The following is a 25209-nucleotide window of genomic DNA, read 5'->3' as shown; positions in this document are numbered from 1 at the left end:
GGATGGAATCGCACAACCCGCCGTTCCTGCGCTCGAAGACGTGACGACGTTCGGCCAGACGGCGCCCGCGGTGGCCCGGCCCGAGCCGAGCGCGCCGGAAACACTGCGCCACCACGTGTCGGCGTTGCACGGGCGGCGGGCCGGCGTCCACTCCGGACCGGGCGCGAACACCACCGCCCGGCAGCACGCCAAGGGCAAGCCGATCGTGTGGGAATGACTGGACGTCCCGCTGGGCCCCGGTTCGTTCGTGGAGCTGGAAGTGCTGCGCGGTCGGCCGCGCCGTGCCGGCCGAGTCGCCGGCGGTGCTGCGGGCCGAGCAGGCCGGGCAGCCCTACCGCAGGCACGGCAACCCGCCGTCGAGACGGGTGAGGGCGCGATCCGGGGCGGCCGCCCGGACGAGGTGGAGATCGCCGCGCTGCTCATCGCGCCGGCGCCCCTGCGGGCGTCGACCGGACTGTCGCAGGTGGACCGGGTGCGGTCGCCGTGGACGCGGCCCGCGCGTCGCACCGCGCCGACGTCGTGGCGGGGCGCCGGCCGGGCACCGCGGTGAGCGCGGGGCCCGGCCGCGGTGTGACGGCCGGGCCCCGCGGTCCACGTCAGGCGGTCAGCAGCCGCAGGCCGTAGACCGACAGGATCTCGTTGATCGGCTGGAACCACGTCCGGCCGCCGGACGAGCAGTTGCCGTACCCGCCGGACGTGACGCCCTGCGCCTGGTCACCGGTGATGAACGAGCCGCCCGAGTCGCCGCCCTCCGCGCACACGCTGGTGCCCGCCATCTGGTGCACGTCGCCCTGCGCGTAGTGGATGGTCTCGTTGCGGGTCTGGATCACGCCGCAGTGCCAGCGGGTGGTGGAGCCGGAGCGGCAGACCGAGGTGCCGACCGGCGCTTCCCACGAGCCGCGCACCAGCGCGTCGGGGACCGTGCCCCAGCCGAGCACGACGGGCACGTTCCACCAGCCGCCGCCGGTGCGGACCCACGCGTAGTCGTTGCCGGGGAACGAGGAACCGGCGAACTGGCCCTGCCACGAGCGGTCCCACCCGTACACCTGCGCACCCGTGCCGCCGCAGTGGCCGGCCGTGACGTAGCCGCCGTGCACCGAGAAACCGATGGAGCAGCGGACGTTGCCGGTGTAGTACGGGTCGCCGCCGACCGTCCCGGCCGCGAACGGCACGGGCGCGGTGACGCCCTCGGTGTTGACCTCGATGGGACCGAACGCGCGCGCCTGAGCCAGGAACCGCGCCACCTCCGCGGTCTGCACGCCGGGCTGGACGTCGACCACCACCGCGCCGCTGCGCGGGTCCGGGTGCCAACTGGTCACGGCCGCGGGCACGGAGCCCGCCGCGGACAGCGCGTCGACCCGGTCCTTGACCCGGTCCAGCTCGGCCGCGGTCCGCGCGACCAGCCGCGCCTCGGCCCCCGTGGCCCGGACCCGCTCGGCCGCCGCGGTGTCCGTGACGCCGACCACCAGCACGCCCTTGTCCTGGTCGAACCAACTGCCGCCGAACGACGACCCGGCCGCCGTGCGCGCGGAGGGCGCACGCCTGGTGGCCTTGGCCTCCTGGTCGATCCTGACCAGCGCCTGCTGCTCGGTCAGCCCGAACGCGGTCCGCATCGCGGACACCAGCCCCGGCGACAGCTCCGGCGCGGCGGGCGCGGCCTGGGCGACCGGCGCCACCAGCCCGCTCACCGCCAGCGCGGCGGCCAGACCGATCTTCGTCAACGTTGTCATTCGCACGCGGTTCTCCTTGTCGGCAGGGAGGCGCACGGCCGATGCAGGTCGACCGCGCACCCGGAACACATCACCAAGAGAGCGCTCTCACAGTGCTGGTTCAGACCATGCCAACCCCCGCTCTCCCCGTCAATCCCCTCCCCCAAGCGTGTCCTACCTCCAGAACGCGCGTGTCCTACGTTCGGAACGCGTGTGTCGTACCTTCAGGACCGCCGTGTCCTACGTTCAGGACCCCCGAGTTCAACACTCAGCGCCCAGTTCCGTCCCATCACCACGGCACGACGCCCTCGTCGTCGAAGAACCCCCCGCGCGGACCGTCGTCCGGCAGGGTGGCGAGCCGGATCGCGATCGCGGCACCCTGCTCGGGCGTGCGCGGCCCGAGGTGGCCGGTGAAGTCGGTCGCGACGTAACCGGGACAGGCGGCGTTCACGATCACCGGCGTGTCGGCGAGTTGGCGGGCGTACTGGACGGTGACGCTGTTGAGCATCGACTTCGACGGCGCGTACGCGGCCATCACCGGGCCGGTCCGCAGGGCCAGCGAGCCCATGTTGCTCGACATGTTGACGATGCGCGGCGAGGGCGCTCGGCGCAGCAACGGCAGCATCGCGTTGGTCACCCGGACGACCCCGAACACGTTGGTGTCGAGCACGGTCCGGACCACGTCCAGGTCGAGCGTCGTGGGGTCCTGCGTGCCACCGTCCATCGGGCCCGCGATGCCGGCGTTGTTGACCAGCACGTCGAGCCGCCCGGCCACCCGCTCGACGGTCGACGCCGCCTCGGCGACGCTGTCGTCCGACGTGACGTCGAGCGCGACCCCGAACGCGTCGACCCCCGCCGCACGCAGTCGCTCGACGGCCTCCTTCCGCCTCAAGTCATCACGCGCGCCCACCGCGACGGTGAAGCCGATGCCGCCCAGTCCCGCCGCGATGGCGTGACCGATCCCCTTGTTCGCGCCGGTCACCAGCGCGATCTTCGTGTTGTTCACGCGACCCATGCTCGGCGCGTCCCCACCCGCTGTCCAAGATCGATCCGGTACGGCCTGATACCCACCGGGTATTAGGCTGCGACCGTGCCCGACCTCGAGACCCGCGAACTGCGCTACTTCGTCGCCGTGGCCGAGGAGCTGCACTTCGGCCGCGCCGCCGACCGGCTGGGCATCGCCCAGCCGCCCCTCTCGCGCGCCATCCGACTGCTCGAACACCGGCTCGGCGTCCAGCTCTTCGAACGCGACCGTCGTGGCGCGGTGCTCACCGACGCGGGCCGGGTGATGCTCCGCGAGTCCCGCGCGGCCCTCGACGCCGTCGAGGCCGTCGCACGACGCACGCGACGCGCCGGTGACCCGAACCGGCCGCTGGTCCTCGTCACCAAGGCCGGCGCGTCCCACGAACTGCTGCAACGCCTCCTCGACGCACAGGCCGCCGAACCCGGCGCGACCCCCGTCGACGTCCTCCTGTGCGAGGTCGGCGAGCAGGCGAAGCTGCTGCGCGACGGGCACGCCGACGTGGCGCTCATGCACCGCCCGTTCGACGACCTCGCGGGCTTCGACACCGAGGACCTGCACGTCGAGGGTCAGATCGCGCTGCTACCTGCCGGGCACCCGCTCGCCGCACGCGAACAACTCACGTTGGCGGAGGTCCAGGGCGTGCCGGACCTGCCGATCGCCCGGTGGCCGCGGCTGGACGGGTCCTACCCGGACGGTCCCGGACCGGAGGTGCGCACGCAGTCCCAACTGGCCCAACTCGTCGCACTGGGCAAGACGCTGCTCGTCATCCCCGCTTCCAGCCGCGCCTGGCAGTGGCCCGACCACGTCGCGGTCCCGGTCGTCGACGCGCCGGAGGTCACCACCGTGCTCGCCTGGCCGCCCAACGGCCACTCGCCGGCGATCGCCGCGCTGGTCCGCGCCGCCGCCGCGCTCCGCTCCCCCGGCTGACCCCGTTCAGCAGTCCGACGTGCCCCACGGCCGGGGTGTCGCCGGGTCGGTCGGCATGCTGATCTCGTACACGCAACTGGGCGCTTCGGCGAGGTCGTGGACGTCGGAGATGGTCAGGATCGCCAACGGCCGGGTGAGGCCGGTGCGGGACTCGCCGAAGTCGAGCGCACCGGTCGCGCCCTCGAAGTCGTTGGGCTCACGCAGTTCCTGCGCGACCGCCGCCCGGTGCACGGGGTGGCGCGTCCGGGTGGTCGCCGCCTCCGGGTCCGGGTTGGGCACCCTGGCCCGGGTCTGGTTCTCCCGCACCGCCAGCACGAACAGCCCGGCCGCGTCGTAGGCGAGCCCGATCCGCTCGCCCGGCCACGGCATCCGGTCGTCGGACTCGGCCAGCAGCCTGGCGAAGTCGGCGACGCGGCCGGGACCGGTGACGCGGTCGCGCACGCGGCGGTGGCCGGTGCAGAACGCCACCAGCGGCGGCGCGCCGGGGCTGGACGCGTCGGGCGCGGCGGGCTGGCCCTTGGTCCGGCAGTCGGGGCCGGCCAGGACGACGCGGGAACCCATCGACACGAACGACACCGCGACGCCCTTGAACTCGTTCTGCAGCCGCAGGTCGCTCTGCGCGATGAACCGGGACACGGTGTCGTCGCCGATGACCTCGGGCCGGTCGTTGCGGCACTGGGCCACGACCTCGTCGAGGAAACCGGCGAACTCCCCTTCACGTCCCGCGTAGAACGCGATCTCCCCCTGGCCGCAGGCGATGTCGACCTCGCCGACCTGGTGGCGCCACGGCCGCGTCGCCCCCTCGTCCGCGCCCAGCGCCGCCAGCAGCTTCGCGACCAGGCTGTCGAGGTAGTTGTCCGACAGCGGCGGGTGGTAGACGGTGACCCGCTTGCCGACCGCGCGGGCGTGCTCGGCGACCAGTTCGGCCTGCACCGCGTTGCCCGGCACGAGCTGGAAGTACAGCGGCGACCGGTTGCCCAGCGCCTCGCCGGTCAGCGTGGTGGCCACCACCGGCGTGCCGAGGTCGCCGAGCGCGCCGATGGCGCTCTCCGTGGCGTCCACGGTCAACCCCATGCCGATGACGCCGACGACCGTGGGGTCGTCGGCGAGCAGCGGTTCCAGCAGGTCGTCCACGACCGTGCGCGCGGCGGCCATGCGGTCGCCGCCGTTGGCCACGTACACCCGCAGCAGCGGTTCGGTGGTGCTGGGCCGGTTCTGGGCTTCCTGCCTGATCAGCAGCCCTTCCAGCTCCTCGGAGGTGGACGCGTCCGCGCCCGGGTCCGACACCGGGTGGGTGAGGTCGGCGAAGTAGACCACGCTGACCAGCGTCCGGTCGTGGTTCTCGCGGTGCAGCCGGTCGGCCTCGGCGTTGGACTCGAACACGGCGAGCTGGGCCGCCCGCAGCCGCCGGTCCTGGCCGAACACCTGCGCCTCCTCGTCGCTGTAGCCGACGCAGGACTGGATCGCACCGACCCACCGGACCGCCACCCCGGGACGCGGATCGGGCAGGCAGTCGTTCTGCGCGCGCACCAGGCCCCACGGTCCGCCGGTGAGCGTCACCGCCAGCAGCATCGCGATCACCACGGCGATGACGACCGGCTTGCGTGCCGGCAGGGGCGGTTTGCGGGGCTGGATGTCGCCCAGGTCCTGCCACGCCGACTCGTCGGCCTGGCTGAGCGTGGTGTCGGTGACACCGCCCGCCTCAGGCACGGGCGTGCGGACGAAGACGAACCGCGCGTCCGGGCGCAACGACTGCCGGTGCACGGGCAGGTCGGCCGCCCAGGCGTCGAGTTCGGCCTTGATCCGGCTGACCGGTGCGACCGGCCGCGCGGGTTGCAGGTCCGCGGGCTTCTCGGCGGCGGTGGCGATCACCAGCAGCGGGTCGTGCTCGGTCGAGGAGTTGCGCACGTCGTTGATCAGTCGCAGCAGCTCCCACCCGCCGTTGTCCTCGGTGAGGCCGGACAGCAGGACGACCGTGTACGCGGTGCGCTGCCACCGGCGCAGCCGCAGGCGGCGCGGGCGGTAGGCCAGGCGCAGGTCCTGCAGGAAGGCGTGCACGAGCAGCATCTTGAGCTGGTCGGGGTTCTCCTCGTCCCGACGGCCGACGGTGAGCCGTTCGGCGAACCCGGTGAACGTGGTGGAGTGCCGGGGCACCATGAACGGCTGGCGCATCAGCCAGCGCGGCTCCCGGCCGACCAGCGGCACGCCGTGCACCCACAGCCAGAAGCGCAGCGGGCGGTGCCATGCCGTCAGCGCCGCCAGCAGCAACCGCATCGGCAGCGACTGCCCGACTGCCTGCTGCACCGCCGCGTGCTGCTCGGCGTCGACCGCGCGGTCCGCGGCCGCGTGCCAGTGGCGCAGCTCGCGCACGATCGCGCGGGCCCGGCGGTCGTCCTCGGGCGGCAGGCGGCGGCCGGTGAGCCGGTCGACCAGCCGGTAGTGGCGGAACGAGCTGAGCTTGTCCCGGGCGAACCGGTCGGCGAGCAGCTTGGCGTGCAGCACGTCCAGCAGCGGCAGCAGGGGCGGTTCGCGGTCGACGCCCGACCAGCGCTCCGCCGAGGCGGCCGCGGCCTGCCCGGCGTCCACGTAGGCGTGCGGCACCTTCCGCTTGCGCCGGGCGTCGGTCCGGTCGAGGCGGGCGGCCAGCGCCTTGGGCACCTCGGTCGAGCCGGGCTCGCGGATCAGGCACAGCAGCGGGAGCGGGCGGTCGCCGCGCAGCCCGTCCCGGCCGCGGCGCAGGCCCCAGCGGGGTCGGTCCACGAGGTCCCGGACGACCGAGAGCAGCGTGTGGACACCGCGAAAGAGTGGATCGTTCACCTTCGCCTCTTCCCGTCGGGAACGGTCCGGGCAGTATCGAGGCGGTGGTCGCGGGCCGATCACGAATGTCCGGAACCTGCATTCGATCGGAGGAATCCCGCGGCGGAATTCCCACGAATAATGCGGGCAAAAGAGCGCCACCCGCACCGGGCGGGTGGCGCCCGTCGCGTCACGAGTTGCGCAGGAAGCGGTCCAGCACCCGGACGCCGAACTGCAGCGCGTCGACCGGCACGCGCTCGTCGACGCCGTGGAACAGGCCGGAGAAGTCCAGGTCGGCGGGCAGCTTCAGCGGGGCGAAGCCGAAGTTGCGGATGCCCAGCTGCTGGAACGACTTGGCGTCCGTGCCGCCGGACAGCATGTACGGCAGCACCTTCGCGCCCGGGTCCTCGGCGGTGATGGAGGCCGTCATCGCGTCGACGAGCGCGCCGTCGAACGTCGTCTCGACCGGCGGCAGCCCCAGCCACTCCCGCTCCACGTCCGGGCCGAGCAGCTCGGCCAGCTCGCGCTCGAACGCCTCCTCGCGGCCGGGCAGGATGCGGCAGTCCACGGTGGCCTCGGCGACCGACGGGATCACGTTCGCCTTGTACCCGGCCGACAGCATGGTGGGGTTGGCCGTGTCGCGCAGCGTGGCGCCGATCATCCGCGACAACGCGCCGAGTTTGCCGATCGAGCCTTCCAGGTCGTCCTCGGGGAATTCCAGGCCGGTGATCTCCGACACCCCGGCCAGGAATTCCCGCACGGACGGCGAGAGCACCACCGGGAACCGGTGCTGACCCAGCTTGGTCACGGCCGCGGCGAGCTTGGCCACCGCGTTGTCGTTGTGGATCATCGAGCCGTGGCCCGCGGTGCCGCGCACGCGCAGCTTGAGCCACCGGATGCCCTTCTCGGCGGTCTCGACCAGGTACGCCCGGACGTCGTCCTTGAGCGTGATGGAGAAGCCGCCGACCTCGCTGATCGCCTCCGTGACGCCCTCGAACAGCTCGGGCCGGTTGTCCACCAGCCACTTCGCGCCGAACAGGCCGCCCGCCTCCTCGTCGGCCAGGAACGCGAACACGAGGTCGCGGGGCGGCACCACGCCGTCGCGCTTGAACCGGCGCGCGACGGCGAGCGTCATCGCGACCATGTCCTTCATGTCGACCGCGCCGCGGCCCCACACGTACCCGTCCTGCACCGCGCCGGAGAACGGGTGCACCGACCACTCGGAGGCGTCGGCCGGCACCACGTCCAGGTGGCCGTGCACCAGCAGCGCGCCCCGGGACGGGTCCGCGCCGGCCAGGCGGGCGACCACGTTGCCGCGCCCCTTGGCGCCGGACTCGACGTAGGTGGTCTCGTAGCCGACCTCGCCCAGCTTCTCCGCGACCCACTCCGCCGCCGCGCGCTCACCGACGACCGTGGCCGGGTCCCCCGTGTTGGTCGTGTCGATCCTGATCAACTCGCTGGCCAGCGACACGACCTCGTCCTGCGCGAGCCGCAGCCCGGCCCCGTCATCCAAGTTACTCACCCGGCCTTCCTACCATCCGGGGCGCGACGCGGGCGTCAGTGCTCCGGCCCGTCGTCGCGCACGAGGGCCAGCGGGCAGGGCGCGTGGTGGAGCATGGCGTGGCTGACCGAGCCGAGCAGCGCCCGCCGCACCGCACCGTGCCCGTGGCTGCCGACGACCAGCAGCGCGGCGCCCTCGGCGTGCTCGGCCAAAGCCTGGGCGGGCCGTGCCAGCGACACCACCCGTTCCGCCCGCACCTCGGGGTGGCGGGCCAGCGGGCCGGACAACGACGTGGCGACCAGGGCGTCCGCGGAGGTCTTGAGCTGCTCGACGTCCAGGCCCAACCCCAGCCCCTGCCCCCAGGCGCCGCCCGGGGCCATCGCGTCCACCGGCAGGCCGGTCGTGGCGTGCACCCCGACGAGCGTGCCACCGTGCCGTGCGACGTGGTCGGCCGCGAACTCGACGGCGCGGTCGCTCGGCTCCGAGCCGTCAACGCCCACCACGACCCGGCCGTCGTCGGTGTCGGAGTCGCGCACGACCACGAGCGGCCGGGCGAAGTGGTGTGCCAGTTCGGCGGTCACGGAGCCGGCGAACACCCTGGCCAGGCCCGTCGCACCGGACGAGCCCACGACCAGCAGCTGCGCCTCCCGCCCCACCTCGGCCAGCACGGCGGCCGGGTGGCCGTCGAACGCGCGGGTGTCCACGTCCACCCCCGGCGCGACCTCCGCGCACTCGGCGGCCAGCTCGGCGAGGTGGTCCTTGGTGTACGCGCGCACCGCCCGCTCGCCGACGAGCTGCGGCAGCGGCATCGACACGGGCGTCACCACCACCTCGGGGAACGGTCCGCGGATCACGTTCACCACGACCAGCCGCGCTCCCCGGCTCGCGGCCTCGCGCGCCGCCCAGCGCGCGGCCCGCCGCGACCGCTGCGAGCCGTCGAACCCGACGACCACCGCACCCCGGCCGACGGCGCTCTCCGGGCTCCTCAGGATGTCCGGGCTGGTCATCGCCCACCTCCGGGTCTCGGCGTGATCCGTTGCGACCGGGGTAGCCGGGACGACCGGGTCCGACACGCGAATTCACACCGGTCGACGCGCGGGTGGGGACGGAGTGCTCGACGCGGGTCGGCGCGCCACGAGATCCCTCGGCCCTGCGCACCCCTCAGTGCGTACCGCCGTGGCGGAAGCGGCGGCACAACCGCAGGGCCTGGTGACGACCGGCGTGGTCACCGGGATCTCGCCGCACCGCGCAGCCGGCCCTCTTCCGTTCCACTCACGCGTTGCCGGAGCCGTCCGTCCCCAACATCAGTGGAACCGCCGCGGTCAGGCTACTGCCGGCCCACCGTGGAATCAACCGCGGTCGCGGAGTAGCTTTGCCGTGCCACTCCGCAGTGGAAGTGCTTGCGGGATCAAGCAGTCGTGCGTACGAGGGGTGACCATGACCGCGGGTGGGCAGCGGCTCTTCGCCGACGTCCTGGACGAGCTGTGCCTGCGCCCCGGCGACCGGCCGCGGTACACGAACGTGGAGCTGGCCGAGCGCATCCGCCTCGACGGCGGCGAGATCACCCACACCTACATCTCGCAGCTGCGCCGGGGCGACAAGGACAACCCCACGTGCCGCACGATCGAGGGCCTGGCCCACGCGCTGCGCGTGCACCCGGCGTGCTTCGTCGGCGGTCGCACGCGGCTGCACGAGGGCGAGCGGCCGGCGTGGCGGCGCGGCGCGCTCAAGCACCTGTTCGCCACGGTGTACCCGCCCGACCGCGGCCCGTTCTCGCCCGAGGAGGTCGCGGCGCGGATCAGCGGCGGGCCGCACGGCTCGATCTCGGCCAACTACATCCGCGAGCTGCTCGCGGGCACCAGCGACAACCCCAGGCTCAAGCACATCCTCGGGCTGGCCGAGGCGTTCGGCGCCGCGCCCGCGTACTTCTTCGACGACGAGCTGGCGGCCAGGGTGGACGAGCAGTTGGAGACCCGGCTGGCCATGGACAAGCTCGGCGTCACCACCGTCCTGCTGCGCACCGCCGAACAACCCCCGCCGCCCGGTGTCCGCAACAAGATCCTCCTGGCGCTGGTACGCGCGCTGCACCCCGGCGTCGCGGCCGAGGACGCCATCCGCCGAGCGCTCGAACCGGACGTGGTGACCGATGACGAGACCCGCTGACGGCACCCGGGTGGTGATCGGGTGAAGGCGAAGCAGCTGCGGGAGCTGCGCGACGGGTTGATCCGCGAGCTCGACCTGGACGAGTCCGCGACCACCGAGGCGGTGTGCGTGCGGCTGTGCGAGGTGATGGCCCGGCGGCTGCGACGCGAGGTCATCCTGCGGTTCGACGACCTCGGCGCGGGCGGCACGAGCGGGCTGTGGGCCGTCACGGAGGACGACGTCCACGTCATCATCGTGACCACGACCCGCAGCTGGGTGCACCGGCTGCTCATCCTGCTGCACGAGATCGCGCACATGCTGTGCGGCCACCAGCCGCCGCGGCTGGACGCCGAGGAGGGCCGCCGGCTGCTCTACCCGGACCTGTCGCCGTCGATGCTGCAGATCCTGGCCGGCCGCACCACGTTGTCGCGCAAGGAGGAACGGGAAGCCGACCGGGTCGCGGGCGTGCTGGCGCGGGCGTTGCTGGAGTGGGCGGGACGGCAGCCGCACGAACCGTCGCGGCCCGACGGCGACGACCTGGCGACGCGGGCCTGGTACACGTTCGGGTACTCGCCCGAACGGGGTTCCCGTGGCTGACGTCCAGTACCTGCTCAGCGCCCTGGGCGTGCTGGTGCTGCTGGTGCACAAGTACCGGGCGTTGCGGGAGGCGCCGCCCGACCGGCGGCCCGCGCTGCTGCCGATCTGCCTGGCGTGCGTGACGGCGGTGCCCGCGTTCCTGCTCCTCGCGCCGACGGTCGGGGTGGCCGTCGACCGGCTCACGGGCGTGCCGAACCTGTCCGTGCTGCTGGTCTACGGCTGCGGTGTCGCGTTCGTGGCCGCGAACCAGGCCATGCTGCTGCACTGGCGGCACCCGCCGGCGCGGGCGTGGCGGGCGACCCGGCCGGTGCTCGCCGCCTCCGCGCTCGTGCTGGCGGCGTTGGTGGTGCTGTTCGCGCTCGGCTCGCCCGACGAGGAGCACCACGGCGACTTCCCGGCCGCGTTCGCCGAGACCCCGTACCTGGCCGAGCTGCTGGTGCTCTACCACGTCACGTACCTGGTCGGGATGCTCAACGTGGTCCGCCTGTGCCGGCGGTGGGCCGACGAGACGCCGCCGGACCGGCCGTGGCTGCGGCGCGGGCTGCGGCTCAACGCGGTCGGCGTGCTGATCGGGTCGACCTACGCCGCCATCGTGCTCGTGGCCGTCGTCGGCACGTGGTTCGGCGCGGAGCTGGGCGCGTGGAGCGTCGCCGCGCCCGGAGCGCTCACGCTCGCCGTGCCGGTGGTCGTGGTCGGTGCGAGCATCGCCGCGTGGGGCCCGCGCCTGACGCACGCCAAGGAGCGGACGGGCCGGCTGCGGGACGCGGTCCGCGACCACGTGCGGCTGCGGCCGCTGTGGCGGGAGCTGCGCGCCGTCGACCCGGCCATGCGGCACGCGCCCGTGACGCTGCGCGAGCGGTTCGACCCGGAGCACCGGCTGTTCTGGCGGGTCATCGAGATCAACGACTGGCTGCACCGGCTGCGGGTGGGGCGTGACCCGGCGGTGGCCGACGCGGTGGCCCGCCGTGCCGCGCAGGCCGGGCTGGCGCGGGACGAGGTCTGGGCCGTGGCGGAGGCCGCGCAGATCAAGGCCGCGCTGCGGGCCCGTGCGCGTGGCGCGGCGGCGGTCGGCGGCGGACCGTCCGACCCGGACGGACCCCTGCCGGCCAAGCACGCGTTCGCCGGCGAGCGCACCCGGCTCGTGGTGGTCGCCGAGGCGTTCACCGGGCCGCTGGTCGCCGCGGCGGTGTCCGACGCGGACCGGGCGGCCTCGACCCGCCGCTGAACCGGCAGGGGCCTGACATACCGGGCACGCACGCGCTGACTCACCGACCTCGGCCTGCCGCCCGTGCGCGAGGAACGCCTCGACTCCGGCGTGGTCTACGCGACCTGCCTGTACGCGGCGGCGAACCGGGGATCAGCCCGGAGGGGTTCCACGCGCTCGCGCGGGGCCTGCGCCAACCCGCCATCGCCGACTTCATCGACGCCGCGCGACCGCTCACCCGGCCGTTCGGGTTCCACGGCACGGCCAACCGCCGCCGTCGCCACGTCAGCGACCGTCCGAAGAGGACTGAAGTACGCGGTCGTCCATCAGCCGGAACGACACCAGCCCGGCCGCGGCCGCGAGCACGCCCGCACCCAGCAGCACGGGCCGCGTGGCGTCGACGTCGAACGCGCGGCCGAAGGCGGTCACGACCGTCGGGCCCACCAGCGTCACCAGCAGCGGGCCGAGCACCGTCGACAGGCCGAGCACGAGCTTCATCAGCGACTGGACCAGCGCGACCATCCGCCCGCGCAGGGCGTCCTCGACCCGCGTGCCGATGATCGTGAGCCCGGTGAGGAACGCGACGCCCGCGCACCCGCCGACCGCCGCCACCGCGACCAGCGCGAACCACAGGTGCGGCGCGACGGACACCACGGCCAGGCCCAGGCCCGCGCCGACGATCGTGACGCCGAACAGCCGGTGGTAGGTCAGCCGCCGGGACAGCCTCGGCGCGGTCGCCATGCCCGCCGCCAGGCCCACGAAGACCGCGATGAACAGCGTGCCGTAGGCGCTCTCGCCGCCGCCCAGGCTCGTCGCGTAGAGCCGGGCGCTGCCGATCACGCCACCCGCCGCGGCGAACGCGCCGGTCATGCCGACGACCAGCCCGCGCAGCAGCGGCGTCCGCCAGGCGTGCCGCAGGCCGTCGCGCACCATCACCAGGAAACCGGGACCGCCGCGTTCGGCCCGGGGCGCGACCCGACCCGACAGCTCGGGCACCCGCAGCGCGATCAGGACCGCCGAGGAGACGTAGAGCAGGCCGTTGACCACGACCGCGATGATCGCGATCCGGAACTCCAGGTCTCCGTCGCGCACGCCGAGGTAGCCGGGGACGCCCGCGATCAGCGAGTACAGGCCGAACCCGCTGACGGTCGCGATGCCGTAGGTCATCACCAGGCCGAGCTGGTTGGCCGTGTCGACCTGGTCGGGTCGGCGCAGCAGGTTCGGCACCGCCGAGTCCTTGGCCGGGATCCACAGCATCGCGCAACAGCCGACCAGGAAGTTCGCCACGAACAGCCACCACGCCGTGCCGACGAACGCGATCGACAGGAACAACCCGCCGCGCGCCAGGTCGCAGGCCACCATCACCCTGCGCCGGTCGAACCGGTCGGCCAGCACCCCGCCCAGCGGCGCGAACAGCACACCGGGCAACAACTGGGTCAGCACCACCGCGCTGAGCGCGAACCCCTCCCAGCCGTACCCGGCGGCCAACTTCGTGACCAGCCCGGTCAACGCCAACAGCGACAGCCAGTCCCCCACGCTGCACAGGAACGTGACACCCCACAGCCGCCGGAACGGCCCGATGCCCAACACCTCCCGAACCCGGCGCGTGGTCGACCTCCCACCCGACCCGTCCCCCTCGGCCACCACACCGACACCGTCGCCTTGAATCCCGCCACCCCCGCCGTCGTCGCAGATGATCAGACTAACGACGACGACCCGGCCCCTCCCACGCCTTCACCGATCACGGCAACCGCCACCGCCCCGATCCGCTCGAAGATCGCCAGGGCCTCGCCAAGCGAATGCTCGACGCCTCCCTACGACCGGTGCCGCGCGACCATCGCCTCGAGCACTTCCGCGGCCCCATCCACCAGCTCCTCCAACGCGGGCTCGGCCAAGCTGAGCTGCAACGCGCCATCAGCGAAGGTCAAGACCGCTTGGTCTCCGACGAGCTCGCAGGTGACGGAGCCGAAGGATGAGATGAGTGCCTTCGTCACGATCTTGGTTCCGATGGAAATCTGCACGTTGTCGTCCTGCATTGTGGTGGCGCACCTTTCTGTTGAGTCAGCGCGGTCGGGCGGACTGGCGCTCGAGGTTGTGGGCGGCGGCGTGGTCCAGGAGCAGCGCTGCCCGGATATCGGCGTGCAACACGCAACCCGGCAATGACGCGCAAGTCGCGTCACAGACGTCCGGTGACTCCCGGGTCGACACTCCACGCTCAGTTGAACGAGAACCACACCGAGACGCTATTCCGCCCCAGAGGTCAGTCGTTCACAATCTGTGAACGGACCCGGAGCCTGTTCCCCAACGACCTCAGTTCCCACGACTGCCGGTGGGCCCGGTGCTGCAACGTCAGCAGCAGCTCGCGGGCCACTGGGTCGTGCCGGATGCGTTGGGGCGCGATGCGGTCGGCGGTGTCGAGGTGCCGCAGCGCGGCCGCGTCCCGCGCGCCCCCCGCTTGGGCGTAAGCGCGGGCCAAGTCGAAGTGGAGAGCCGCGCGCCGGTCGGCGGCGATCAGGTCATCGGCGTAGCCCGGAGTCGTCTCGATCCGTTCAGCTTCGGCCGGACCTTCACCCGACTCGACCGCGACCGCGAGCTTCCACGCTTGGACGTTCGCCGGGCCGAAGCTGAACCACAGGGTGTTGCGCTCGCCGGTCCGCTCGGCCAACGCGGTGGCCTCCGCCAAGTGCGCGGACGCATCGTCGAACCGACCCGACTTCGCCGCCAGCTGTGCCACGGACAGGTGAAGCATCCCGGTGGCTTCGGCGGTTGCGGTGTCCGGTGCGGTCGGGTCCGCCAGGTCGACCAGGTCATCCAACACTCCCCCGGCGACCCGCTGCGCACGGTTCCTGGCACCCAGCCGACTGAGGGCACCGGTGCTGGTCATCGCGGCGAACCCCGTCAGTGCCGGTGAGCCGAGCCGCCGGGCCACCTCCTCGGCACGTCCGGCTGCCGCGACCGCCAGATCCATGTTGCCGAGGCTGCGCGCAACGCCGCACGCCACCAGACACGCTTCCACGAGCGCTGCCTGTGCCGTTCGCCGATCCGCGTCGTTGGCCGTGACGGCGTGCACGTGCAGGTCGGTGAGCAACGCTCCGAGCCCGCGTCCGGCAGCGGCGTATCGGCTGTGCGCGGTGTGCTCGTTGGCCTGCCCGGCCCAGGCGACGAGCTCGTGCAGCGGACGTGCCGGGAGGTCCGCCACGTCGTCCAAGGTGGTGTCGTACAGAGCCACGGAGATGGGAGGCAGCGTGGCCAGGGCTTCAGCGCTCGCACGATCGCCGGGCAGGTAGGGCTGCCCGGTGAGGTCCGCGACGGAGCAGCTCAGCGCTTGGGCGATGTTCTCCAGCAGTCCGCGCCGCTCGAACTGACGCTGTCCGCTTTCCAACATCGACAAGTAGCTCTTGCTGATCCCGACGAGGCCGGCGACAACGTTGAGCGAAAGGCCGCGCCGCCGCCGGATCACCCGAACTCGTGCGCCGATCTCGGCGGGAGCAGGCTCTGACCATCGACCGCGGGACTCGTCCATCCGCACCTCCCCGCGACCCGAGGGTAGTCAGGTCGCGTCGCCGTGCAGTCCTGGCACCCGCCACGGTACGCCCGACCTGGGCGTCGAACCGATTTTCGTGCGAGGGTCATCGCGACCCGGGACGGGTTTGGGCCGTCGTGTGGTCCTGGGGTTTCGACTCGCGAATCGCGGGGTGGGGTCAGTTCTCGTCGGGGGTGGCTTTCAGCTTGCCGTCCACCAGGTGCAGCCAGTCGGAGAGGGCGACGGCGGACAGGGTGGAGGCGACCAGGCGGGTGGCGCGAGGGGCGAACACCAGGCCCGCGGTCAGGGCGCTGGCGATCCACACACCCGAGCAGAACGGGCAGGTGACCAGTTCGCCGGCCGCGTGCCGGACACCGTCGCCGCGCACCTGCTCGTTGACCTCCGCCGCGCCGGCCGGGCCGTCGAACCGGGTGAACGGCGCGCGCAGCACGCTGGTCACCGCGCCCTTCGTCAGCAGGCGGCTGGCTTTGTGGGTGGCCACGGACAGCAGGACGACGTCACGGGTGGCGAGGCCGTCGGGCAGTCGCACGCCGGTGCGCCGGCCGATCACGGTGGCACCGGCCACGAGCGCGCTGAACGAGCAGAGGGTCGCCAGGTAGCCCCGCAGGGGCCGCTGTTCGCCGGCGGAGTAGGCGGCGCTGACCCGCCGGAAGACGTCGGTGATCGGCATGGCTCAGGTGTAGCCGTCGGCCGGTGGTTCAAACGCGTGATCACGGCCGCGACGCGGAGTAGTCGCCGATGACCCGATCGGGGTCGTCGGGCGGGCCGGTCAGCGGATCGGCGGTTATGGTGGCGGTGACGTCCGGGCCCGGCCACCGGGCCGCCGCTGGAGGGGTTCAGCGCATGTCCGAGCAGCACCCGCCGACCCCGGCGGAACGCGACGCCGAGGTCGACCGGGTCCTGCGGTGGGTCTGCGGCAGGCTGCTCGACCTCGCTCCCCCGGACGCCGTGCGGCTCGACCTGAAGGTCACCATGGCGTCCACCGTGGAGGACTTCACCTGCACCACGGTGGCGGCCGACGGCTCGGCGCGGACGCACGAGCTGCCGCAGGACGTCCACCCGGCGTTCGCGGACCTGCGCGACCTGCTCTACGAACCGGGCCGCGGCACGTGGTTGTCGGTCCGGCTGGTGATCGACCCACCGGACACCGTCCGGGTGACGTTCAACTTCGACGTGGACCCGGTGTGGGACCCGCCGGTCGGGCCCGAGCTGCTGGCCAAGGACCTGGAGGACTACCCGCGCGACGAGCTCCCGCCGTGGCTGCACCACACCCTGACGGGTGAAACCGCACCGCTGAGCGCCGACCCCGAGGACCACGCGCGCCGGATCGGCGACCAACTGCACCAGACCCTCCCGCCGGGGTGGGAGCACGCCCGGGTGCGCTTCCGCGAGGTCGGCGACCACGCCGAGACCGACGCCGTCGTGCACACCGTGGGTGGCGCGCACGCACGCTGGGAGCCGCCGCGGGCCGTCACCGAACGGTTCCGCGAACTGCGGGCCGCGACCAGGGGTGACAGCGCCTGGTACAGCGCCGAGTTCGAGCTCCGGGCGGCCACCGGCGAGCAGCGGATCGAGCTGAACCGCGACGACGAGCCGACGTGGACCGCACCCCCGCCGGCCGAGGCGTACCGGGAGGAGCTGCGCCTGTCCGGCGGCACGGCCGAGGCGCTGCCGACCTGGGTGCGCGCGAAGCTCCCGTGACCGTCAGCCCTGCAGGGGCGCGGTCGCGAACAGCTCGTCGAACACCCGCACCCGGTCGAACGACAGGGCGTGGGCCCGCGCCCGGTCCGCCATGAACAGCCGTTCGTCGGCCGACAGCTCCAGCACGGCGCGGTCGATCGCGGCGGCCAGGCCCGTGACGTCGCCTGCCGCCACGATGATCGCCGTGCCGCCCACCGCCTCACCCGTGCCGCCGGTCGTGGTCGTGATCACCGGCCCGCCGCCCGCGAGCATCTTCTCGGTCAACGCGATGCCGAACGTCTCCACGAAGTCCGGCTCCGGCTTGGTCGGCAACGCGTAGGCCGCGCAGCCGCGCATCAGCAACGGTTTCTCGTCGTCGTCCACGTCGGACAGCAGCACGACCCGGTCGTCGTCCCGCGTGAGCGCCCGCACGTCCTCCAACGCCGGGCCGTTGCCCGCGATCACGAGCTTGACCGCCGACCGCGCCCGCGACCGGGCGAACGCCGCCACCAGGTCGTGCACGCCCTTGGCCCGTGCCACGCGGGACAGGAACAGCACGTAGCCGTCACGGACGAGGCCGCGCCGGGCGAGGGCGGCGTCCACCGCCGCGGGGTCGAGGTCGAGGTAGGCGGAGGTGTCGATCGGCGGGTAGCTGACCGTGACCCGCGCGCGGCACTCGTCGGCCAGGCGCGTGCCGCAGTGCGCGTCGACGGCCTCGGCGGCGGCGACGATCTCCTGCCGGGTGTACTCCGACACGGCGATCACCTGGTCGTTCGCCAGGTACGTGGTGAACAGCGCCACGGCCGCGCCGAACCGGCCCTCGCGCAGGCACGAGCGGATCACGTTGGTGACGTCCGAGCCGACCGCCTTGGCGATGGTGCGCACCTCCGGGGCGAACCCCGCCGCACGCGCCGCCGCCACGGCGTCGCCCACGACCGCCGTGTGCGGCATGAGGTACATCGACAGGCACGTGGTCGGCACCGGTTCGGCGAGCAGCTCGACCAACCGGCCGGTGAGCCCGGCCAGGTACCGGCCGTCGGGCACCCGGTAGTCGCCGACCGGCTCGGGCCGCTCCACCGTGATGCCGGCGCTGTAGGGCGTGATCCGGTCCAGCGGCTTGAGCGGCAGGCCCGCCGCCTGGAGGGCGGGCACCGGCCAGGTCAGCAGGCGCACGTCGTCGAAGCCGCGGGTCAGGGCGACCTCGGCGAGGTTGCGCGCTTCGCCGGAGTGGCCGCAGATCACGGGGTCGGCCCGGACCACGATGACGAGGCGGCGGTTCGGCCTGCTCATGTGCGGGCTCCCGGGGGGAATCGTGGTGCGGAGGGGTCGGACAGCGACGGGGGCCGGACGCGCCGGCCCCACGCCGACGGCTCGGGCCCGAGCTCGAGTTGCAGCCGCCCGCCCGCGTGGACGTCGGTGGCGCGCAGGTGCGCCACGTCCAGCGGTCTGCCGTTGAGGCGGGCGGACTGCACGTACTGCGGTGGCGGCAGCCGTTCCAGCCCGTCGGAGCTGATCGGCGTCTCGCGGTGGCCCCGGGTCTCCACGACGAAGTCCCGGTCGCCGATGTGCAGGGTGGCGCGGGCGAACGCGGGCGCGTTGACCAGGAACAGGTTCTGCCCGGCGATCGGGAACAGCCCCAGCGAGGCCCACACGTACCAGGAGCTGAGCCCGCCGGAGTCGTCGTTGCCCGGCAGCCCGCCCGCGCCCGTGCCGAACTGCCAGGTCAACGCCGCGTGCACGACCTCGGCGGTGCGATCGGGCCGTCCCGCGTAGTGGTAGGACCAGGGCGCTTCCATGTCCGGCTCGTTGTTGAGGCCCTCGAACCGGTTCAGCGAGTAGCCGACCGCCATCTCGACCGGGTCGGGCCGCCTGCCGGGCTGGACCACCGGCGGCGCGCCGAAGCCGAAGAACGCGTCCAGCATCGCCACGAACGCGTCGTCGCCGCCGGCCAACGCGATCCGCCCGGCCATGTCGTGCAGCAGCCGGAACGAGTAGTTCCACTTGCCGCCCTCGTAGAACGACGAGTCGTGCAGCAGGCCCGTGGCCGGGTCGAACGCGTTGGTCCACAGCAGGCTGCGCGCGGCGAGGTCGTCGGCGAGGCGACCGTCGTTCAGCGCCCGCGCGACGCCTGCCGTGCAGTGGTAGGCGTAGGCCAGGTCGAGCGTGTGCGAGATCGGGTGCACCACGCCCTGCTCGTAGAAGTCCTCGCCGTACAGCCGGCGCAGGTCGGCTTCCATGTGCACCAGCGCCCAGTTCCAGTCCAGGTCGCCCAGGCCCAGGGCGTGCGCGTCGGCCAACGCGGTGTGCACCAGGGCGCTGGCCTGCCGGAAGAACCGGTCCGCGCCGCGCGCCATCCGGTAGCCGATCGGGAAGTTGCCCTCCTCCTCGCACACCCGGACCAGCGATTCCAGCAGGTCCACGGCCCGGTCCGGCACGATCGCCGACAGCAGCGGCACCTGCGTCTTGTAGATGTCCCACATCGTGCAGACGTCGAACGCGAACGGCCCGGACTGCGGCCAGAACGGGCTCTCGTCGTCGGCGAAGCACGGCTTGATCAGCGAGTGGTACAGGGCGGTGGCGAACACCTGCCGCCGGGCGGGCGACCCGCCCTCGACCTCGACCCGACCCACGTGGTCGCGCCACCGCTGCGCCGTGCGATCCCGGACGAGGTCGAACGCGGGCGCGTGCCCGCCGCACTCGCGGTGCAGGTTGTCCCTGGCCTGCTCGCAGCCGCGCAGGGAGAACCCGATCCGCACCTCGACGGTCTGCCCGGCGGAGGTCGGCCCGAGGAACAGCAGGCCGAACGGGCGCAGGGTGGTCTGCCGGATGCGGTCGAAGTCGAGCCGGGTGCCGCCCTCGATCAACCGGCGGTCGTGCCAGAGCATCTGCCGCCAGCCCGGCTGGTCGACCTCGACGTGCACCGACAGCGGCACGCCCTCCACCACGACCGTGCCCTGCGCGCGGCCGTGCCCGAGGCTCTCCACGTGGGCGCGCAGCGGCACCGTGCGGCCGTGGTCGATGGCCAGGCCGCCGCACGACAGGTCCACCACGATGCGCGCGCCGCGGTGCTCGGGGAACGTGTACCGGTGGACCGCGACCTTCTCGCCGACGGTGATCTCGCACCGCACGCCGGTGTCGAGCGTGGCCGCGTAGTAGCCGGCCTCGGCGACCTCGTCGTGCAGCGGCCACGACTGGCCCAGGGTGTCGAGGGGCTGCACGATCGGGGTCACCCGGACGTAGTTGTAGTACTTGCGGATCGCGCCGGTGCCCGACTGCTGGAAGTGGGTGAACCCGGAGGCCTGCGACCGGTCGAACATCTCCTCCGGCAGGCCCTCGGTGTTCTTCGTGTACCGGCCGTACCCGGTCGGGTAGGCCCCGGAGTAGGCGCAGGCGGACACCATCCCGAGCGGGGAGGTCGCGCCCGGGTGGGTGTTGCCGACCTGCGCTTTCGGCCACCACCAGGTGGCGGCGAGACCCTGCGCCGCGGGCAGGGAGGTCGCCGCCGTTCCGATGAAGGGATCAATCTCGTCGAAGATGGCGCGACTGTAGGTCAGCGCGGGGCAGCCGGTGGTTTCCAGGACGTGAACTCGGTGGGAACGTGACGACGCCCTTCACCGGTTCGTGGCACGGGCGCGCCGGCTAGCTCGGCCGGGCGTAGTCCGGGAGGCGGCGGGCGACCTCGTCCGGCGCGGGCATCCGGGCGATCTCCTCGGCGATCGCGCGGGCCGCGTCGACGTGCCCGCCGGGCCGCGTCAGGGCTCGGGCGTGCGCGGCGATCGCCTCCGCGTGGACCTCGTCCGGGAGCAGTCGGGCACCGGCGCCGGCCGCGGTGACGGCGTCGGCGTTGGCGAACTGGTCGGCGCCCTGGGGCAGGAGCAACTGCGGCACGCCGACGGCGAGCGCGCCCAGGGTGGTGCCGCTGCCGCCGTGGTGCACGACGAGGTCCACGTGCGGCAGCAGGTCGGCTTGCGGCACCCAGGAGTGGACGGTGACGTTGTCCGGCACGGCGCCGAGCTGGTCCGGGCGCACCCGGCCGGTGGCGACGACGACCTGCGCGTCCACTGCGGACAGTCCGTTGACGGCGGTGGACAGCAACTCGGGCGTGCCGAACGCGGTGCCGAGCGTCAGGTACACCAAGGGCCGTGACGTGCGGCCACCGTCCCAGGTGGGCAGCGCGGCCGGTGCGGAGAACGGGACGGGGCGCAGCGCGATCCGGTCCGCCTCGGCCAGGAAGTCCGCGTCCTGCAACGACGGCGGGCAGATGTCGACGTGCGGCAGGCCGGGGACGCTCTTGGTGGGCAGTTCGAGGCCGATCCCGTCGGGGAACAGGCGGCCGAAGCCGTGCCACAGGCCCGGGATCCCGGCCCGCTGGGCGGCGATCGCGGCGCCCGGCACACCCCACCCGTGCACGACGAGGTCCGGTCGCAGCCGCTCCAGTTCCGGCTCCAGGTCCTCGGCGTAGATCTCGTAGAAGGTGTCCGCGGGTCGGAACGGTCGCAGGCCGTTCGCGGCCAACGGCGCGTGCACCTCCTCGCCGACGGCGAAGTGCACTTCGTGCCCGGCGTCACGGGCGGCGATCGCGAGCGGGATCAGCGGATAGGTGTGGCCCACGGACGCGAGGCCGGCGAACAGAACGCGCATGGTCGCGAACCTACGCCTCCCCCCGCCGGGCGCGGAGCCGGTGCGGTCACGAAGTCGCCCGCGGGCGATCGGCGCGGCCTCGGTGATCGGCCCGCATTGGGCACGCTGGCGGCTTCGGTCCGGCCGAACGGATGCGGTGCCGCCCGGCCTACGGCCGCAGTGGTTTCGAAAAGCTTCGACAACCATTGCCCGACGCGGTGGCGCGCACCCATCGTGGAGCGCCCACCACGTCGGAAGGGGCCGTCGAAGTGCGGAAATCCTGGTCGATCTCCTTGGTCACCGCGTCCTTGGTCGCGGCGGGCGTGCTGCCCGTCAGCCCCGCGGTCGCCGCGCCACCCGGTGCCACGCTCGCCGCGGCCGCCGAGCGCGGCGGCCGGTACTTCGGCGCGGGGGTGCAGTCGTACAAGCTGGCCGACCCCGCGTACACGGCCATCCTCGACCGCGAGTTCGCCGTGGTCACGCCCGAGAACGAGATGAAGCTCGACGCGACCGAGCCGGTGCGGGGCCGGTTCTCCTTCGGTCCGGCCGACCGGATCGTCGCTCACGCCGAGCAGCGGGGCATGCGGGTGCGCGGCCACACGCTGCTCTGGCACTCGGCGCAGCCGTCGTGGCTGGCCGCCCTCCAGGGCACGGCGTTGCGCGACGCGATGCTCAACCACGTCACGCAGGTGGCGGCCCACTTCCGGGGCAGGGTCCAGGCGTGGGACGTGGTGAACGAGGCGTTCGCCGACGGCACGTCCGGCGCACGGCGCGACTCCAACTTCCAGCGCACCGGTGACGACTGGATCGAGGCGGCGTTCCGCGCGGCACGGGCCGCCGACCCCGACGCGAAGCTCTGCTACAACGACTACAACATCGAGAACCGGGCACACGCCAAGACCCAGGCGGTGCACCGGATGGTGCGGGACTTCCGGCAGCGGGGCGTGCCGATCGACTGCGTCGGCCTGCAATCGCATTTCACCGCCACCCACCCGGTGCCGGCCGACTTCGAGGCGACGCTGCGCGACTTCGCCGACCTGGGCGTGGAAGTCCAGTTGACCGAGCTGGACGTCGAGGGCTCCGGCGCGACCCAGGCCGAGGACTACCGGCGCGTGGTGCGGGCGTGCCTGGCGGTCGACCGGTGCACCGGCATCACGGTGTGGGGTGTGCGCGACAGCGACTCGTGGCGCTCCTCGGCCACACCGCTGCTGTTCGACGCCAACGGCGTCAAGAAGCCCGCGTACACCGCGGTCCTCGACACCCTCAACCGCGGCCCGTGCCGCTGAGCAAATCCCGGAATTCGTCGTGCGCGGCTAGCACCGATCCGGCGGTGAAACCATTCGCGGATCGGCGATGACGATTGACAGACACCAATTCCGAAGTGCCCGGACCGCCATTTCCGGCGATCCGACCGATCAGCGGTATGTCGTCTCCCACCTCCGTGGTTCGGTGAGAATACGGACCACCGACCGGGGAAGTGGGGCGGCATGCTGGCGTTGGGCATCAGCGGTCATTTCGATTTGCTGCCGGCGTTGTACCGGACCTACATGCACGACGCCGCCGCGTGCCTGGTGGCCGACGGCGAACTCGTCGCGGCGGTCGAGGAGGAGCGGTTCAACCGGATCAAGAAGACGAACAGGTTCCCGGCCGGCGCGATCCGGGCGTGCCTGGAGCTGGCCGGCGTCGAGCCGCGGGACGTCGACGCGATCGGTTTCTACTTCGGTCGTGACCTGGTCGACCTCGGCCTGGGCAACTTCCACGTGGCCACGCCGGTCCAGCCGGTGCGCTGGGGCCTGGACCTGCTCCAAGACCGGCTGCGCGAGCACTTCGACTGGGAGGTCCCCGCCGACCGGGTGGTGTTCGCCCGGCACCACCTCGCGCACGCCTGGTCGTCGTTCGCGCGGTCGGGCATGCGGGACGCGCTGGTGGTCGTCATGGACGGGCGCGGTGAGACCACGTCGACCACGATCTACCTGGCCGGGTCGGGTGAGCTGCGCGAGCTGCGGTCGTACTCGGTGCCGCAGTCGCTGGGCTTGCTCTACCAGGACGCGATCGGGCACGTCGGCTACGGGTTCGGCGACGAGTACAAGGTCATGGGGCTGGCCCCGTACGGCGACCCGGCGACCTACCGCGAGCAGTTCCGCAGCCTCTACACCCTGCTGCCCGACGGCGACTACGCGATGACGCCGCCGATACCGGACATCAACCCGACCGTGGCCCCGTTCTACGAGGCGGGGTTCCACGACCGGCGCGCCGGTGAACCGGTCACGCAGGCGCACAAGGACTTCGCCGCCGGGCTCCAGGAGACGCTGGAACTCCTGGCCATGCACGTGATCACGCACTGGGCGCGGGAAACGGGCGCGACCAGGCTGTGCTTCACCGGCGGTGTCGCGCACAACAGCAGCCTCAACGGCGTGATCCTGCGGTCCGGCCTGTTCGAGGAGGTCTTCGTGCACCCGTCGTCGCACGACGCGGGCGCGGCGGAGGGGGCGGCCATCGTCGCGGCGGCGAGCTTCGGCGCCCCGCACACCCGCGTCGAGCGGCTGGTGAGCGCGAGCCTCGGCCCGGACCTCGGCACACCCGACGAGGTCGAACGGGAGCTGCGCGCGTGGAGCGGGGTCGTGGAAATCGAGCGGGCCGATGACGTCGTGGGCGTGACGGCACGGCTGCTCGCCGACGGCGCGGTGGTGGGGTGGGCGCACGGGCGGTCGGAGTTCGGGCCGCGGGCGTTGGGCAACCGCAGCATCCTGGCCGACGCCCGCCCGGCGCACAACCGGGACCGGATCAACGCCATGGTGAAGAAGCGGGAGGGTTTCCGGCCGTTCGCGCCCGCCGTCACGCCGGAGGCCGCGGCCGGCTACTTCGACCTCACCGACACCGCCGCCGACCACGGGTTCATGTCGTTCGTGGTGCACGTCCACGAGGACCGGCGAGCCGAGCTGGGCGCGGTCACGCACGTGGACGGCACGGCACGCGTCCAGGTCGTCACGGCCGAGGCCAACGCCCGGTTCCACGAGCTGATCACCCGGTTCGGCGACCTCACCGGCACCCCGGTCCTGCTCAACACCTCGTTCAACAACAACGCCGAACCGATCGTCCAGTCCGTCCACGACGCGATCACCACCTACCTGACCACCGAGATCGACGTGCTGGTGGTCGAGGACTTCCTGGTCCGGCGCCGGGGCCCGGTGGCGCGGGCGCTGGACGACCTGGTCCTGGTCCCACGCCCGACCACCCGGCTGCGGCAGGACTGGCGACCCGGCGAGGAGCCCGACGGCGAGGTGTACCTGGACTACTCGTTCGGCCCGTCGGCGAAGGTCTCCCCCGCGGTGTTCGGGCTCCTGGCGGCGGCGGACGGCGAGAGCACCGTGGCCGCGTTGGCCGGGACGCTGACCGACGAGGTGCGCGAGGAGCTGGTGTCGCTGTGGCAGCGGCGGTTCTTCGCTTTGTCCCCCAAGAGCTGAG

General features: G+C 73.0%; 21 protein-coding genes. 10 read left to right on the top strand and 11 right to left on the bottom strand.

The genetic code is table 11. The annotated features are described in order from the left end of the window. Nucleotides 1-40: 40 nt before the first annotated feature. Nucleotides 41-217, top strand: a complete 177-nt coding sequence (locus tag LZG04_RS25880) for a hypothetical protein (protein ID WP_233821357.1) — start codon at nucleotides 41-43, stop codon at nucleotides 215-217. A 30-nt stretch (nucleotides 218-247) separates the two neighbouring features. Then, nucleotides 248-550 carry a hypothetical protein gene (locus tag LZG04_RS25875; protein WP_233821355.1) on the top strand — a complete coding sequence of 101 codons (303 nt, stop codon included), beginning with the start codon at nucleotides 248-250 and terminating at the stop codon, nucleotides 548-550. Nucleotides 551-596: 46 nt separating this feature from the next. On the opposite strand, the gene LZG04_RS25870 is transcribed toward LZG04_RS25875, so the two are convergent. Both LZG04_RS25870 and LZG04_RS25865 read right to left on the bottom strand, forming a co-directional pair. Then, on the bottom strand, nucleotides 597-1730 hold the full coding sequence (locus LZG04_RS25870; RefSeq protein ID WP_233821431.1) for a S1 family peptidase: 1134 nt from the start codon (nucleotides 1728-1730) through the stop codon (nucleotides 597-599). A 268-nt stretch (nucleotides 1731-1998) separates the two neighbouring features. Continuing rightward, nucleotides 1999-2724, bottom strand: coding sequence for an SDR family oxidoreductase (locus LZG04_RS25865; RefSeq protein WP_233821353.1), 726 nt, complete (start codon nucleotides 2722-2724; stop codon nucleotides 1999-2001). A 75-nt stretch (nucleotides 2725-2799) separates the two neighbouring features. On the opposite strand from LZG04_RS25865, the gene LZG04_RS25860 reads away from it, so the two are divergent. Further along, nucleotides 2800-3660, top strand: coding sequence for a LysR family transcriptional regulator (locus LZG04_RS25860; protein WP_233821351.1), 861 nt, complete (start codon nucleotides 2800-2802; stop codon nucleotides 3658-3660). 6 nt (nucleotides 3661-3666) lie between these two features. Here the strand turns inward: LZG04_RS25860 and LZG04_RS25855 are convergent, their stop codons facing one another. From LZG04_RS25855 to LZG04_RS25845, 3 genes are all read right to left on the bottom strand, one after another. Next, complete coding sequence (locus tag LZG04_RS25855; protein WP_233821349.1) at nucleotides 3667-6477, bottom strand: hypothetical protein; 2811 nt, start codon at nucleotides 6475-6477, stop codon at nucleotides 3667-3669. A gap of 169 nt (nucleotides 6478-6646) precedes the next feature. Next, nucleotides 6647-7969, bottom strand: coding sequence for a M20/M25/M40 family metallo-hydrolase (locus LZG04_RS25850; protein ID WP_233821429.1), 1323 nt, complete (start codon nucleotides 7967-7969; stop codon nucleotides 6647-6649). 44 nt (nucleotides 7970-8013) lie between these two features. Further along, nucleotides 8014-8964: a universal stress protein gene (locus LZG04_RS25845; RefSeq protein ID WP_233821347.1), complete on the bottom strand. Its 951-nt coding sequence runs from the start codon at nucleotides 8962-8964 to the stop codon at nucleotides 8014-8016. A 430-nt stretch (nucleotides 8965-9394) separates the two neighbouring features. Here LZG04_RS25845 and LZG04_RS25840 point away from each other — a divergent pair, with 430 nt between their 5' ends. The 3 genes from LZG04_RS25840 to LZG04_RS25830 are packed head-to-tail and all read left to right on the top strand — an operon-like array spanning nucleotide 9395 to nucleotide 11921. Next, entirely contained in the window at nucleotides 9395-10120 is a 726-nt protein-coding gene (locus LZG04_RS25840; RefSeq protein WP_233821345.1) for a hypothetical protein, read from the top strand. A 21-nt stretch (nucleotides 10121-10141) separates the two neighbouring features. Further along, nucleotides 10142-10696 (top strand): hypothetical protein, encoded by a 555-nt coding sequence (locus tag LZG04_RS25835; protein WP_233821343.1) that lies wholly within the window; start codon nucleotides 10142-10144, stop codon nucleotides 10694-10696. Then, nucleotides 10689-11921, top strand: a complete 1233-nt coding sequence (locus tag LZG04_RS25830; protein WP_233821341.1) for an MAB_1171c family putative transporter — start codon at nucleotides 10689-10691, stop codon at nucleotides 11919-11921. Before LZG04_RS25835 ends, LZG04_RS25830 begins: the two co-directional genes overlap by 8 nt. 264 nt (nucleotides 11922-12185) lie before the next feature. Here LZG04_RS25830 and LZG04_RS25825 read toward each other — a convergent pair whose 3' ends face one another. Beyond that, nucleotides 12186-13544 (bottom strand): MFS transporter, encoded by a 1359-nt coding sequence (locus LZG04_RS25825; RefSeq protein ID WP_233821339.1) that lies wholly within the window; start codon nucleotides 13542-13544, stop codon nucleotides 12186-12188. Between the two features lie 312 nt (nucleotides 13545-13856). Between LZG04_RS25825 and LZG04_RS25820 the strand changes: the two genes are divergently transcribed. Beyond that, a complete protein-coding gene (locus LZG04_RS25820) occupies nucleotides 13857-14063 on the top strand; it encodes a hypothetical protein (RefSeq protein ID WP_233821337.1) in 207 nt (68 codons plus the stop codon). A 97-nt stretch (nucleotides 14064-14160) separates the two neighbouring features. Here LZG04_RS25820 and LZG04_RS25815 read toward each other — a convergent pair whose 3' ends face one another. Together LZG04_RS25815 and LZG04_RS25810 are read right to left on the bottom strand one after the other, a co-directional pair. Then, nucleotides 14161-15423: a helix-turn-helix transcriptional regulator gene (locus LZG04_RS25815; RefSeq protein WP_233821335.1), complete on the bottom strand. Its 1263-nt coding sequence runs from the start codon at nucleotides 15421-15423 to the stop codon at nucleotides 14161-14163. A 178-nt stretch (nucleotides 15424-15601) separates the two neighbouring features. Beyond that, nucleotides 15602-16114 (bottom strand): DUF1360 domain-containing protein, encoded by a 513-nt coding sequence (locus tag LZG04_RS25810; protein WP_233821333.1) that lies wholly within the window; start codon nucleotides 16112-16114, stop codon nucleotides 15602-15604. 173 nt (nucleotides 16115-16287) lie between these two features. On the opposite strand from LZG04_RS25810, the gene LZG04_RS25805 reads away from it, so the two are divergent. Further along, entirely contained in the window at nucleotides 16288-17145 is an 858-nt protein-coding gene (locus tag LZG04_RS25805; RefSeq protein ID WP_233821330.1) for a hypothetical protein, read from the top strand. A gap of 3 nt (nucleotides 17146-17148) precedes the next feature. On the opposite strand, the gene LZG04_RS25800 is transcribed toward LZG04_RS25805, so the two are convergent. The 3 genes from LZG04_RS25800 to LZG04_RS25790 form a co-directional block, all read right to left on the bottom strand. After that, a complete protein-coding gene (locus LZG04_RS25800; protein ID WP_233821328.1) occupies nucleotides 17149-18414 on the bottom strand; it encodes a glycosyltransferase in 1266 nt (421 codons plus the stop codon). Next, nucleotides 18411-20636, bottom strand: coding sequence for a GH92 family glycosyl hydrolase (locus tag LZG04_RS25795; RefSeq protein ID WP_308199315.1), 2226 nt, complete (start codon nucleotides 20634-20636; stop codon nucleotides 18411-18413). The genes LZG04_RS25800 and LZG04_RS25795 overlap by 4 nt, the downstream gene beginning before the upstream one ends. A gap of 127 nt (nucleotides 20637-20763) precedes the next feature. Continuing rightward, on the bottom strand, nucleotides 20764-21765 hold the full coding sequence (locus LZG04_RS25790) for a glycosyltransferase (protein WP_233821326.1): 1002 nt from the start codon (nucleotides 21763-21765) through the stop codon (nucleotides 20764-20766). A gap of 248 nt (nucleotides 21766-22013) precedes the next feature. On the opposite strand from LZG04_RS25790, the gene LZG04_RS25785 reads away from it, so the two are divergent. Together LZG04_RS25785 and LZG04_RS25780 are read left to right on the top strand one after the other, a co-directional pair. Further along, entirely contained in the window at nucleotides 22014-23030 is a 1017-nt protein-coding gene (locus LZG04_RS25785) for an endo-1,4-beta-xylanase (RefSeq protein ID WP_233821324.1), read from the top strand. A 201-nt stretch (nucleotides 23031-23231) separates the two neighbouring features. Beyond that, a complete protein-coding gene (locus LZG04_RS25780; protein ID WP_233821322.1) occupies nucleotides 23232-25208 on the top strand; it encodes a carbamoyltransferase C-terminal domain-containing protein in 1977 nt (658 codons plus the stop codon). The last annotated feature ends 1 nt before the right edge of the window (nucleotide 25209 follow it).

The sequence above is a fragment of the Saccharothrix sp. S26 genome (assembly GCF_021390395.1).
GTDB lineage: Bacteria > Actinomycetota > Actinomycetes > Mycobacteriales > Pseudonocardiaceae > Actinosynnema.
This window is presented reverse-complemented; position numbering and strand designations above follow the sequence as displayed.